This is a genomic window from Pseudomonas sp. KUIN-1 (assembly GCF_009176725.1).
GTDB classification, from domain to species: domain Bacteria; phylum Pseudomonadota; class Gammaproteobacteria; order Pseudomonadales; family Pseudomonadaceae; genus Aquipseudomonas; species Aquipseudomonas fragariae.
Map to the genome: position 1 here is coordinate 2,903,624 of NZ_AP020337.1, position 15,195 is coordinate 2,918,818.

Annotated in this window: 2 protein-coding genes (1 of these 2 running past the window's edge); both read left to right on the forward strand. The window is 62.7% G+C overall.

Annotated features, from left to right (window positions below; translation table 11 throughout):
- On the forward strand, positions 1-9,498 hold the full coding sequence (locus KUIN1_RS13400) for a non-ribosomal peptide synthetase (RefSeq protein ID WP_116886468.1): 9,498 nt from the start codon (positions 1-3) through the stop codon (positions 9,496-9,498).
- Positions 9,495-15,195, forward strand: partial view of a non-ribosomal peptide synthetase gene (locus KUIN1_RS13405; protein ID WP_152092030.1) — the beginning only. It continues 12,080 nt past the right edge of the window; only the first 5,701 of its 17,781 coding nucleotides appear in the window; it begins with the start codon at positions 9,495-9,497; its stop codon lies off the right edge, out of view. The genes KUIN1_RS13400 and KUIN1_RS13405 overlap by 4 nt, the downstream gene beginning before the upstream one ends.

Below are 15,195 nucleotides of genomic sequence, written 5' to 3' on the forward strand. Positions count from 1 at the left end.
ATGCTCGCCACCAGCGCCGCAACCTACCCATTGACCGCTGCTCAGCGCGACGTCTGGCTTGATCAGATCAGTCGCGGTGACTCCCCGCTTTATAACATCGGCGGCTACCTGCAACTGTCTGGAGCGGTCGACCCGGTGACGCTGCACAAGGCGCTGGAGCAACTGGTTTGCGCACATGAAGTGCTGCGCACGGTCCTGATGCCCGGTGCCGGAGCGGATGGCATGCCGCTTCAGTCGTACGCGGCTTGCTTGCCGGTGTCCTTGCCGTTGCACGACGTCAGCGGTTATCCCGAGCCGGAACAGGCAGCGCGAGCACTGATCAATGACAACATGCGCCGCCCGTACGTGCTCGATGGCAGCCCGTTGCTCGACTTCTGCCTGATCCGTCTGGCTGATGACCGCCACTGGCTGGCAGGCCAGGCCCACCATCTGATTCTCGATGGCTGGGGTTTTGGGCAATTGTTCAAGTCTCTTGGCGAGCTTTACAGCGCATTGATGGCAGGCAATGACCTTGAGCTGGTTGCACCGGGGTATAGCGCCTTCATTGCAGACGATGCACGGTATCAGGCGTCGCAACGCTATTCGCTGGACAGGGCCTATTGGCTGGAAAAATACCGCGATCTGCCTGAGCCGTTGCTGGTGTCGCGCTATCACAACCGCCGGGCGACGGACCCGGCGCCATCCCACGCCTGGGTGCAGCCGCTTCCGGGCACCTTGCATGCGCGCATGAAACAATTCGCCGAGCGCCATAATGCGTCGGCGTTTCATGTATTGCTGGCGGTTCTGCATGTCTATTTCACGCGCACGGCGCAACGCGACGAGTGGATTGTCGGGCTGCCGCTGCTCAATCGCAGTGGCGCGCGCTTCAAGGCGACGCTGGGTCACTTCGCTCAGGTCAGTGCCGTGCGCATGGCCTTCGACGACGGGCTGGACTTCGCTGCCTTGGTGGTCGAAGTGCGCGACGCACTGAAACGTGACTTCCGTCATCAGCGCTTCCCCTTGAGCGAGCTCAATCGCAGCCTCGAATTGTCACGTGAGGGAAGGGCGCAACTGTTCGAAGTGTCGGTGTCCTACGAGCTGGAAGACCATGGTTACTGCTACACCGATGCGCAGGCGCAGACTGTAAAAGTGTCCAATGGCTACGAGGCGACGCCGCTGGCCGTGCACTTGCGCAGCAACAGTTGCAACGACGAAGCCTCGCTGCACCTGGTTCACCACCGTGCCTGGATCGAAGATGATGAGGCCCAGGCGATCGCCGGACGTTTGCTGCACATTCTGGAGCAGGGGCTGGAAAACCCGGCACTGAAGATTCAGGACTTCCACCTGTCAGTACCTGCCGAACAATTGCAGCTAACAGCCTGGAACCAGACTGAACGCGTTACAGACGACGAGCAACTGATTCATCGACGCATCGAACAACAGGCCCGTACCCGTCCCTATGCCGTGGCGGCGATTTTTCAAGGGCAACACCTGACCTACGCGCAACTCAACCGCCAGGCCAATGCCCTTGCTCAGCGTCTGATCTACCAGGGCGTACGTCCTGACGATCGGGTGGCAATCGTTTCGCGCCGTGGTCTGGAAACCCTGGTAGGGCTGCTGGCCATTCTCAAGGCGGGGGCGGCTTATGTGCCCATCGATCCGTCGCACCCGCGCGAACGCCTGCACTATCTGCTCAGTGACAGTGCACCGGTGGTGGTGCTGACCCTGTCTTCGCTGATCAAGCGTCTGCCGCCGCTGGCAGTGCCACTGATCGAGCTGGACCACTGCATCGACGGCCAGGGCGCCGAGAACAATCCGCAAGTAGCGGGACTGAGCAGCGACAATCTGGTTTACGTCATTTACACATCCGGCTCCACTGGCCAGCCCAAGGGCGTGATGGTGGAGCATCGAACCCTGGCCAATCTGGTTGACTGGCACTGCCAGGCTTTCGATGTGAAGGCGAGCAGTCATACTTCTTGCCTGGCCGGCTTCGGTTTTGATGCGATGGCCTGGGAGGTCTGGCCGACCCTGTGCGCTGGTGCAACCCTGCATGTGGCGCCGGTCCAGGACGGTGGTGAGGACATTGAAGCCATGCTCGACTGGTGGCGCGCCCAACCGCTGGACGTGAGCTTTCTGCCCACCCCGGTGGCCGAGTATGCGTTCAGCCAGAGCCAGGACCATCCGACCTTGCGTACGCTGCTGATCGGCGGCGATCGCCTGCGGCAGTTCACTCACAACCGCCGTTATACCGTGGTCAACAACTATGGTCCGACCGAAACCACCGTTGTCGCTACCTCCGGTCAAGTGCTGGCCAACGGCTCGCTGCACATTGGCGGCCCCATCGCCAACACCCGTGTTTACGTACTCGATGAGCACTTGCAAGCGATGCCCGTCGGTGTTCCCGGTGAGCTTTACATTGGCGGCGAGGGTGTTGCGCGGGGCTATCTGAACCAGCCGCAACTCACCGACGAGCGCTTTGTTGTCGACCCGTTCAGCGATATGCCGCAGGCGCGCATGTACCGCAGTGGCGATCTGGTGCGCTGGAACCGCGACGGTAGCCTGGATTACCTGGGGCGTAACGACGACCAGGTGAAGATTCGTGGCATGCGCATCGAGCTGGGCGAAATCGAGGCGGTGCTGGCCAGTCTGGACGGCGTGAAAGACGCGGTTGTGCTGGTTCGCGAGCTCCATCTGCTGGCCTGGTTCACTGAAACCTCCACGGTCGACATCGACACGCTGGCACCGGCAATGCGCGCACGCCTGCCGGGCTACATGGTACCGCGCGCCTTTACCCGGCTGGCGTCGCTGCCATTGACGGCCAACGGCAAACTTGACCGCCGTGCGCTGCCTGATCCGGACCCGGCGTACCTGCTCGGCAACGCTTATGAAGCACCGCAGGGCGAAGTGGAAATCGCCATGGCGGCCATCTGGGCGCAGGTGCTGGGCATCCAGCGCGTAGGGCGGCACGACAACTTTTTCGAACTGGGCGGCCATTCCCTGCTGGCCGTCAGTCTGGTGGAGCAACTGCGCAAGGCCGGACTCAAGGCGGATGTGCATGTGCTGCTCAGCCAGCCGACACTGGTCGCTCTGGCGGCATGCCAGGCGGACGTCAGCACCTTCAAGGTGCCGACAAACCTTATTCCGGCAGGCTGCAAGCAGATCACTCCGGGCATGTTGAGTCTGGTGTCGCTTGAACAGTCAGCCATTGATCGCATCGTCGCCAGCGTGCCGGGTGGTGCTGCCAATGTGCAGGAGATCTACCCGCTGGCACCGTTGCAGGAAGGCATTCTCTATCACCACCTGACCGCAGAACAGGGCGATCCCTATCTGCTGCAATGGCGTCTGGCGTTCGACACGCCAGAGCGCCTGTACAGTTGGGCCGCAGCCTTGCAGGAAGTCATCGACCGCCACGATATCCTGCGCACCTCGGTGGTGTGGCAAGGGCTGGAAAGCCCGCAACAGGTGGTCTGGCGTAACGCCGAGCTGACGGTACAGGCCATCGAGTTCGAAGCCGAAGACCCCGAATCGACCGTTATCGACCGTCTGCAACGCCAGTTCGACGCCCGTCATCATCGACTGGATCTGACTCAGGCTCCCTTGATGCGTCTGGTGCATGCCCAGCAGTCGTCGAGCGGCGAAACTGTCGCCATTCTGCTGTTTCATCACCTGGTGCTGGATAACACTGCGATGGAGATCGTCAGCCGCGAGATGCAGGCGTTGCTGTTCGGTCACCGCTATGACCTGAAGACGCCGGTGCCGTATCGCAACTACGTGGCGCAAGTACGCCTGGCCAATGACGAGGCAAGCCACACAGCGTTTTTCACTGAAATGCTCGGTGACGTTGACGAGCCAACCCTGCCTTTCGGCATACAGGACGTGCACGCGGGCGGCAGTGACATCGAAGAGGAGCGACGGGCCCTCGACCCTGAACTGGCGCTGCGGCTGCGCGAGCAGGCACGCCTGCTCGGGGTGAGCGCTGCAAGTCTGATGCACGTTGTATGGGCGCGGGTTCTGGGCGTACTTGCCAATCGTCGCGACGTAGTGTTCGGCACTGTGTTGCTGGGACGCATGGGCGGTGAGGGCGCTGATCGGGCGCTCGGTGTTTTTATCAATACCTTGCCGCTGCGCGTGGATACAGCGCTGGACACTCGTTCAGCCGTCAAGGCGGTTCACGCCAGGCTGTCTGCACTGATCGCTCACGAGCAGGGGTCGCTGGTACTCGCTCAGGGTTGCAGCGCGGTGGCTTCAGGTTCACCGCTGTTCAGTGCGTTGCTCAATTATCGTCACAGCGCTGAGGTAAAACCGCAGGACGGCGAGGGGCTCTGGCAAGGCGTGCGGGTGCTCGGTGGTGATGTACGCAGCAACTATCCGCTGACCCTTTGTGTGGACGATCTGGGCGAAGGTTTCGACCTGCATATGCTGGCGCAGCAGGGTATGGGTGCCGAGCGTATCACTGGCTGGGTGCTCAACACGCTGGAGCATCTGCTGGACACGCTGGAACAGGCGCTGCCGCTGCGGCTGGAAAACGTTCCGATTCTTGACGCGGCAGAGCGCAACCATCTGTTGCTCGATTTCAACGGCAGCGAGCAGCCGTTCCCGCAAGACTGCACCGTCAACGCGTTGATCGAAGCGCAGGCTGCCAGCCAGCCGCACAGCCCTGCGGTGATTCAGGGGGGGCATGTACTGACCTACGCTCAGCTCAACGAGCGCGCCAATCGCCTGGCCCATCATCTGATTGGCCTGGGCGTCAAAACCGATGAACGCATCGCCCTGTGCCTGCACCGTGGTCCCGCACGCCTGGTTGCCATGTTGGCGGTGCTCAAGGCCGGTGCGGCCTACGTGCCGGTCGACCCGGTCTATCCGGCCGAGCGTATTGCCTACCTGCTGCAGGACAGTACGCCTCGCGTGGTTCTGACTGAAAACTCGACCCACGATCTGGCCGGCGATACTGAACGGGTGAACATCGAGCAGGCGGACTGGCTGGGTTCTTCCGGCAATAACCCCTGCGTTGCGGGCCTTGATGCGCAAAAACTGGCTTATGTCATCTACACCTCCGGCTCCACCGGCCAGCCCAAGGGCGTCATGGTCGAGCACTGCACGCTGGTCAATCTGGTGCACTGGCATTGCCAGGCGTTCGCTCTGCAGGCTGGCAGTCATACGGCGAGCGTGGCCGGTTTCGGCTTCGATGCGATGGCCTGGGAAGTGTGGCCAGCGCTGTGTGCCGGTGCGGTGCTGCATCTGCCACCGGCCGAGGTCGGCAACGAGCACGTCGATGAGTTGCTCGACTGGTGGTTGGAACAGCCACTTCAGGTCGGTTTCCTGCCGACCCCGGTGGCCGAACAGGCCTTCAGACGCCCGCGCCAGCACCCGACGTTGCGCACGCTGCTGATCGGTGGCGACCGTTTGCGTCAGTTCGACAGCGACCCTGGCTTCTCCGTGATCAACAACTACGGCCCGACTGAAACCACTGTGGTGGCGACCTCTGGTGCCGTGCAGCCGTGCGGGCCGTTGCATATCGGCGGCCCGATCGCCAACACTCGCGTGTATGTGCTGGACGAGCAGTTGCAGCCGGTGCCGGTGGGTGTCATCGGCGAGCTGTATATCGGTGGCGCGGGGGTTGCCCGTGGGTATCTGAATCGTCCGCAAATGACCGAAGAGCGTTTTATCGCCGACCCGTTCAGCGCCGCAACGCAGGCGCGCCTGTATCGCAGTGGCGATCTGGTGCGCTGGAATGCCGATGGCAGCCTCGACTACCTGGGACGCAATGACGACCAGGTGAAAATCCGCGGCATGCGCATCGAACTGGGCGAAATCGAGACGGCGCTGGCCAGTCAGGCCGAGGTGCAGGACGCCGTGGTGCTGGTGCGCGGTGAACGTTTGCTGGCCTGGTTCACCGAAAGCGCGCCCGTCGAACCCGAAGCGCTGCGCGAGGCGTTGCGTGCACGTCTTCCCGCACACATGGTGCCGCTGGCCTTCACACGCCTGGACGCGCTGCCGCTGACCAGCCATGGCAAGCTCGACCGCCGGGCCTTGCCGGACCCTGAGCTGGAAGCGCTGACCAGCCAGGCCTACGCGGCACCCGTGGGTGAAACAGAGATCCTCATGGCTGATCTCTGGGCGCACGTGCTTGGCCTGGAAAAAGTCGGCCGGCATGACAACTTCTTTGAACTGGGCGGCCATTCGCTGCTGGCGGTCAGTCTGGTCGAGCGCCTGCGCAATGCCGGGCTCAGCGTCGATGTACGCGTCCTGCTCGGTCAGCCGACCGTCGCCGCGCTGGCCGCATCGGTGGGCAAAGGGCGTGAAATCCCGACGCCGCTCAATCGCGTTCCGGCGGGCTGCACATACATCACGCCGGACCTGCTGAGCCTGTCACAGCTCGACCAGACGACCATTGAGCGCATTGTCGCCACAGTGCCTGGCGGCGCGGCCAATGTTCAGGAAATCTACCCGCTGGCGCCCCTGCAGGAAGGCATCCTCTATCACCATCTGACTGCCGAGCAGGACGACCCGTACTTGCTGCAATTGCGCATGAACGTCGACAGTCAGGAGCGTCTTGAGGCGGTGGCCGCTGCCTTGCGCGAAGTCATCGCCCGGCACGACAGTCTGCGTACGGCGATCGTCTGGGATGGGCTGGAGACGCCGCAACAGGTGGTCTGGCGCCAGGCGGATCTGCTTGTCGAGCGTGTGCCAATGGCGCAAATCGACACCCCGGCGGGTTCGGCACGCATGGACTTGAGCTGTGCGCCGCTGATCCGTCTGGCCTACTGCCCGGACGCGACCGGTCCTGGCCTGTCGGCAACACTGCTGTTCCATCACATTGTGGTGGACGCCACTGCGCTGGAAGTCATGCGTGAGGAAATGCTCGCCCATCTGCGCGGCGAGCCGGGTCCGACGCAGCCCGCCGTGCCGTATCGCAACTATGTGGCCCAGGCGCGTCTGGGTGTCAGCGAAGCGGAGCATGAGGCGTATTTCCGCGAGCAACTGGGCGATATAGACGAGCCGACATTGCCATTCGATCTGCGCGATGTGCAGGGTGACGGCCATTGCATCGAGGAAGCCCGGCAGATGCTGCCCGATGCGTTGCTACAGCGCCTGCGCACTCAGGCGCGGCAACTGGGTGTCAGCGTCGCCAGTCTGTTGCATCTGGCGTGGGCGCGGGTTCTGGGCGCGGCCACCGGCAATGACCGTGTGGTATTCGGCACCGTGCTGCTGGGTCGCCTGCAGGGCGGTGCGGGTGCTGATCGTGGCATGGGGATGTTCATCAATACGCTGCCGCTGCGGGTCGATCTGGGCAACATCAGCGTACGCGACGGAGCACGCGACACGCATGCCCGACTGGCGGCACTGCTTGGCCATGAGCACGCATCCCTGGCTCAGGCACAGCGCTGGAGCGGGGTGGCAGCGCCATTACCGTTGTTCAGTGCAATCCTCAACTATCGACACGCAGCTGGCCAGGCGCGCCAGGATGCGCAGCTCGATGCATGGCAAGGCCTGGAAATTCTGACCAGCGAGAAGCACACCAACTACCCGTTGAGCCTCAACGTCGACGACCTGGGCGACAGCCTGCGCCTGAGCGTTACCGTGCCACCCCGGGTAGGGGCGCAACGTATCTGTGCTTATGTGCAGCAGACGCTGACGGCCATGCTTGACGCCCTTGAAGGCCAGCCGGATCTGCCGGTGCAGCATCTGTCGGTAATCGGCGCTGAGGAGCGGCAGCGTTCGCTGGTCGACTTCAACGCCACAGCGATCCATCACGATCTTCAGCAAACCCTGCACGGACTGTTCGAAGCCCAGGCAGTACGCACGCCGCAGGCAATTGCCCTGCGCGCCGGACGTGCGCAATTGAGCTATCGCCAGCTCAACGAGCAGGCCAACTGCCTGGCGCATCACCTGATCGATCTGGGCGTGCGGCCTGATCAACGGGTAGCGATCTGTGTCGAGCGCGGCCTGTCGATGGTGATCGGGCTGCTGGCGATCCTCAAGGCCGGTGGCGCTTACGTACCACTGGATCCGGGTTACCCGCGCGAGCGTTTGCAGTACATGGTCAAGGACAGCACGCCGGTCGCCTTGCTGGTACAGGGCAGTACCCGTGATCTGCTCGACGACGAGCACGCGCTGCGGATCGATCTGGACAGCGTGACCTGGGACGCGCAGCGTGATCAGAATCCGCGTGTTCCCGGCCTGACGGCAGAGCATCTGGCGTATGTGATTTACACCTCGGGTTCCACCGGCACGCCGAAAGGGGTGATGGTCGAGCACCGTAATGTCAGCAACCTGGTGCAGTGGAGCTCGGTGTTGTGCCCACCTGCCTCGGGCACGGTCTTGCTGCAAAAGACCCCGATCAGCTTCGACGCCTCGGTCTGGGAGATCTTCTGGCCCCTGAGCAGCGGTATTCCACTGGTGCTGGCCCGCCCTGACGGCCAGCGCGATCCTGCCTACCTGGCGCAAGTGATTCAGGAGCGCCAGGTCAGCGTGGTGCAGTTCGTTCCTGCGCTGTTACAGCAGTTCCTCGATCTGCCGCAGAGCAGCGCGTGCAGCAGCTTGACCGACGTTGTCTGCGGGGGCGGTGAGCTGACCGTGGAGATGGCGGCGCAGCTGCGCAAACGTTTGCCGGAGGTGCGCCTGCACAACGTGTATGGCCCGACCGAAACCACAGTCGATTGCAGTGTCTGGACGCTGCAACCCGACCAAGCCGTGCCGGACACTGCCCTGCCTATCGGGCGTCCGATCAGCAACACACGGCTGTATGTGCTCGACGCTTATGACCAGCCCGTACCGCAGGGGGTTATCGGCCAGCTGCATATCGGCGGTGCCGGGGTGACGCGTGGCTATCTGAACCTGCCGAAGACCGATGCCGAACGTTTTATCGACAGCCCTTTCGTAGCAGGCGACCGCCTGTACCGCAGTGGTGATCTGGTACGCCAGCGGGCAGACGGCAACCTCAAGTTCCTTGGCCGCAATGACGATCAGGTGAAGATCCACGGATTACGCATCGAACCGGGCGATATTCAGGCCTGCCTGATCAGCCATCCGGGCATCGAACAGGCCATCGTGCTGGTGCGCGACGAGCAACCGGGCGGGCAACGGCTGGTGGCCTATTACACCGGCACACAGTTGCCGGTCGAGACCTTGCGTGAAGTGCTGCGTGCGCAGTTGCCGGATTACATGGTGCCCGCACTGTTCGTGCATCTGGACGCCATGCCGCTGAGCCCCAACGGCAAGCTGGATCGCAAGGCGCTGCCTGCGCCCGGGCAGGATGCGCTCCTGACCCGCCCTTATGAAGCACCGCAAGGCGAAACCGAAGTCTTGCTGGCCAGGCTCTGGAGCGAACTGCTCGGGGTCGGGCAGGTAGGCCGTCACGACAACTTTTTCGAGCTGGGCGGTCATTCGCTGCTGGCGGTGAGCCTGACTGCGCGCCTGCGCCAGGAAGGCATCGAGGCCGACGTCCGGGCGCTTTTCGAACAACCTACGCTGGCGGGCTACGCAGCCATCACAGAGAACATGGAGATTACCCTGTGAGCATCAACGAACTCTTGGCGACACTCAAAGCTCACGAAATCCACCTGACGGTCAAGGACGGTCAACTGGTGGTGCAGGGCAATCGCCGTGCCTTGACCGATAACGGCTTGCTGGAGCATCTGCGTGAGCATAAGCCGGCGCTGATCGAGCTCATCGAACAAGGCGATTATCAGAACGGCAAGCGTGGCGCACCGGCATTGCCAGCCAACGGCATCGAGCAGGGTTGCGAGCGAATCACCCCTGAAATGTTGACGCTGGTGAAGCTTGATCAGGCGGCTATCGACCTGTTGATGGACGCGATACCGGGAGGTGCCGCGAATGTCCAGGACATCTACCCGCTGGCGCCGCTGCAGCAGGGCATTCTTTACCACCACGTCAGCGCCACCCAAGGCGATCCCTATGTCATGCAGGTGCAATTCGCCTTTTCTGATCAGGCACGTCGGGACGCGTTCGCCGAGGCGCTGCAAAGCGTCATCACCCGGCATGACATTCTGCGCACCTCAGTACACTGGAAGGGGCTGGAAACCCCGGTGCAGGTGGTCTGGCGCCACGCTGAACTGAAAGTCGACAGCTCGCCGCTCGCGGCAGACCTGACGATGGATCTGGGCCAGGCCCCGCTGATGCGCCTGGTCTGCCATGCACCCGTAGCAGGCCAGCGGGTCGAGGCTACGCTGCTGTTCCACCACATTGCCATGGACCATAGCGCTCTTGAGGTCGTGCGCCATGAGGTCCAGGCCTGTCTGTCGGGACAAGCCGAAATGCTGGGCGTGCCGGTACCGTTTCGCAACTATGTCGGGCAAGCGCTGCTGGGTGTCAGCGAGGCTCAGCATGAAGCGTTTTTCCGCGAGATGCTGGGTGATCTCGACGAACCGACGCTGGCCTACGGTCTGCAGGATTTGAGCGGTGAGGGCGATGCAATCGAAGAACACAGCATCACCCTCGATCAGCAATTGTGTCAGCGCCTGCGCGCTCAGTCGCGAACCCTGGGCATCAGTGTCGCCAGCCTGTTCCACCTGGGCTGGGCACGGGTGCTGGCGGGCCTCGCCGGACAGTCGCGGGTTGTGTTCGGCACCGTGCTGATGGGGCGCCTGCTGGGTGCCGAAGCCACAGAGCGGGCGCTGGGTATCTTCATCAACACCTTGCCGCTGCGCCTCGATCTGGACGAGCAGGGCGTGCAAGCCGCAGTGCGCGCCACCCACCAGCGCCTGACCGCGCTGATGCGCCACGAACACGCACCGCTGGCACTGGCGCAGCGCTGCAGTGGGGTAAAAGCGCCGACGCCGTTGTTCAACGCATTGCTCAACTACCGCCACAGCGCGCCGGCGCAGGCGTCCGGTGAAACATGGCAAGGCATTGAGGTGCTGCAGGCTCAGGAGCGCAGCAATTATCCGCTGGTGCTGAGCGTCGATGATCTGGGCGAAGCCTTTGGCTTTACGGCACAGGCCACCGCAGGCATCGACCCGCACAGTATTTGCGCCTATATGCAATGGACCATGGAAAGCGTGGTCGATGCGCTGGAGCAGACGCCACAGATGCCGGTCGATCAGCTTGATATCGTGCCCGCCAGCGAGCGTGCGCGATTGCTGCTGGACTTCAATGACCGACGTGCCGACTACGAACGCAGACTGACGATTCATCAGCGCATCGAGCAACTGGCAGAGCAGCAGCCTGATGCTGTTGCCGCACAGGTAGGTGCACAACACCTGAGCTACCGCGAGCTGAACGCGCGCGCCAATGCGCTCGCTCATCATTTGATCGGTCTTGACGTACAACCCGATGACCGCGTGGCGGTGGTGGCACGACGTAGCCTGGAGACGCTGGTCGGCTTGCTGGCGGTGCTCAAGGCCGGTGCGGGCTATGTGCCGGTCGATCCGGCGCACCCGGACGAGCGCATTACCTACCTGCTCGGCGACAGCGCGCCGGTTGCGGTGTTGGCTCAACCGGCCTTTGTCGAACGCCTGCAAGGGTTGGGCTTGGCGGGATTGAACACCCCGCTGATCGAACTCGACCTGGCAAGCTGGCCAGAGCAGCAAGACAACCCTCACATCGACGCGCTCGATTCGACCCATCTCGCCTACGTGATCTACACCTCGGGTTCGACCGGCCAGCCCAAGGGCGTAATGGTCGAACACCGCACGCTGAACAATCTGATCGACTGGCACCGTGAGGCCTTCGATCTGCGTGCGGGCAGTCATACCGCCAGCGTGGCGGGCTTCGGGTTCGACGCCATGGCCTGGGAAATCTGGCCAGCCTTGTGCGCCGGGGCGACGCTGCACCTGCCACCGGCCGAAATCGGCAATGAACAGCTCGATGCGCTGCTTGACTGGTGGATCGCCCAGCCATTGCAGGTCGCTTTTCTGCCCACACCGGTGGCCGAATACGCCTTCAGTCGCAATCTGCGTCATCCAACCCTGCGCACGCTGCTGATCGGCGGTGACCGGCTGCGCCAGTTCCATCGCGATCCAGGCTTTGCGGTGATCAACAATTATGGTCCCACCGAAGCCACAGTGGTCGCCACCTCCGGTCGTTTATTACCCGACGGCAGCCTGGATATCGGCAAGCCGGTCGCCAACACCTCGATTTATCTGCTTGATGAGCGCCAACAGCTGGTTCCGCTCGGGGTGCCGGGCGAGCTGTATATCGGTGGCGACAGTGTGGCCCGCGGTTACCTGAATCAGCCGCAACTGACTGCAGAACGCTTTGTGCATGACCCGTTCGCCGGGCAACCACAGGCGCGCATGTACCGCACCGGCGATCTGGCGCGCTGGAATGCCGATGGCACCCTGGAATACCTGGGTCGTAACGACGATCAGGTGAAAGTTCGCGGGGTGCGTATCGAGCTGGGTGAGATCGAAAACCAGTTCAGCCAGTTGCCGGGTATCGAGGAAGCACTGGTGCTTGCTCGCGAGGACGAACCGGGGCAACCGCGGCTGGTGGGTTACTTCACTGAACGCGCAGGCGCTGCTTCCAGCACCGTGGAGCAATTGCGTACCGCGCTGCTGGCCCGTCTGCCGGGTTATATGGTGCCCGGCGCATTGGTACGCCTGGAAAGCTGGCCGCTGACGGCCAACGGCAAGGTCGACCGCCGTGCCTTGCCGGTACCCGATCGCACCGCGTTGTCGACCGGCGAATATCAGGCCCCGCAAGGCGATCTGGAGAGCGCACTGGCGCTGATCTGGAGCGAATTGCTGCAGGTCGAGCGCGTAGGGCGTCATGATCGTTTCTTCGAGCTGGGCGGTCATTCGTTGCTGGCCATGCGCATGGTTTCTCAGGTGCGTCAGCGCCTGGCACTGGAACTGGCCCTTGGCGACCTGTTTGCCGACAGTTCGCTGATCGCGGTCGCACACTGCCTGAGCGCTGCCGCACGCAGTCAGTTGCCGGCCATCGACGTGCAGCCACGCAACGGCCCGCTACCCTTGTCTTCCGCTCAGCAGCGCATCTGGTTCATGGCGCAAATGGAAGACGCCAACAGCGCCTACAACATCTCGCTGGGCCTGAAACTGAGCGGTCCGCTGGACAGCCGTGCCTTGACGCGTGCACTGGAGCGCATTGTGGCCCGCCACGACAGCCTGCGCAGCCGCTTCAGTCAGGAAGACGACATTGCCTGGGTAGAGGCCGCGCCTGTGACTGAAGTGCCGCGCATCTGCTGGCAGGACTTACGTGATCAGGACCCACAAGCGCTGCAGGCCGTGATCAGGGAAGAGGCCGCGCAGCCCTTCGATTTGCAGCACGACCTGCCGATCCGTGGCCGTTTGCTGTGTCTGGCTGAAGACCGTCACGTCTTGTTGCTGACCGTGCATCACATCGTTGCCGACGGTTGGTCGCTGGGCGTGCTGACCCGCGAACTGACCGCGCTCTACCAGGCATTCAGTCAAGGGCAAGAGGACCCGCTGCCCGCACTGGCGCTGCAATATGGCGATTACGCCGTATGGCAGCGCAACTGGCTGGACAACGAGCGATTGAGTCATCAGGCCGATTACTGGCAGCAGACCCTGACGGGTGCGCCGGTATTGCTGACCCTGCCCACTGACCGCCCACGTCCTGCGCATCAGGATTACACCGGGGCCAGCGTCGCGCTGGATCTCGATCCGCGTCTGAGCACCGATATCAGAGCCTTCTGCCAGGCGCAGTCGGTGACACCGTTCATGCTGTTCATGGGCGCATGGGCCGTATTGCTGGCGCGGCTGTCCGGACAGGAGGAGGTGGTCGTCGGCATGCCGGTTGCCAACCGCCGTCTTGCCGAAATCGAAGGCTTGATCGGGCTGTTCGTCAATACCCTGGCCGTGCGTGTCGATACGTCGGGCGAGCCGGATGTGGTGACGCTGCTGGAGCGCATCAAGGCCCGCGTGGTGGAAGCGCAGGATCATCAGGACCTGCCTTTCGAACAGGTCGTGGAGCGTCTGCGGCCGCCGCGCAGCCTCGCGCACAGCCCGCTATTCCAGGCATCACTGACCTGGGACGGCAGCCAGGGGCTGGAATTGCAACTGGGCGATATGCAGCTCGAACCGCTGGATGAACAGGCCGCATTCGCAAAATTCGACCTGGCGTTGAGCGTCAGCGATGGTCCTGATCATTTCCGCTGCATCGTGGAATATGCCACAGCGCTGTTTGACCACGGCACCATCGAACGCCACCTGAGTTATCTGGAGGCGATACTGCGGGCCATGGTGGCTGACAGCCAGACGGTGGTGAGCCACATTCCGCTGTTATCGGAGGCCGAGCGTCGGCAGTTGACCGACGGGTTCAATGCACCCGATGCGGTTTATCCGCAAGAACAGACGCTGCACAGCCAGTTCGAAGCGCAAGCGCAGCGCACGCCGGATGCGATTGCCGTCAGCTATGAAGAGGAGTCGTGGAGCTACGCGACACTCAACGCCCAGGCCAACAGGATCGCGCATCGCCTGATTGGCATGGGCATCGGTGCGGGCGACCGGGTCGCCATCTGCACCCATCGCGGCCTGCAGATGATCGCCGGCCTGCTGGGGATTCTCAAGGCCGGTGCCGCCTACGTGCCGCTGGACCCGGCTTATCCTGTTGAGCGTCTGACTTATACCCTCGACGACAGCGCACCGGTGGCGTTGTTGAGTCAGCGGTCAGTGCAGGGCACCTTGCCAGTCTCGCAAGTGCCGGTTATCTGTCTCGACGACGACTTGCAGGACGAATCCGTCTGTAATCCGCAGGTGCCGGTAACGCCCGGCAACCTGGCTTATGTGATCTACACCTCTGGGTCTACCGGCAAGCCCAAAGGCGTGATGATCGAACATCGCAACGTTGCGCGGCTGTTCTCGGCCACCGAAGAATGGTTCGGTTTCAACCAGCAGGATGTCTGGGCGCTGTTCCATTCGTTCGCCTTCGATTTCTCGGTCTGGGAAATCTGGGGTGCATTGCTGCACGGCGGGCATTTGGTGATCGTGCCGCAACTGGTCAGCCGCTCGCCCGAAGACTTCTACGCATTACTGTGCAGCACCGGGGTGACGGTGCTCAACCAGACGCCGAGTGCGTTCCGTCAGCTGATTGCTGCACAGGGCGAGAACGGCCAGGCGCATTCGTTGCGCAAGGTGATCTTCGGCGGTGAAGCACTGGACACCGTGATACTCAAACCGTGGTATGCCCGCCAGGTGAATGCCGGCACACAACTGGTGAACATGTACGGCATCACCGAAACCACGGTGCATGTGACCTATTACCCGTTGCAGC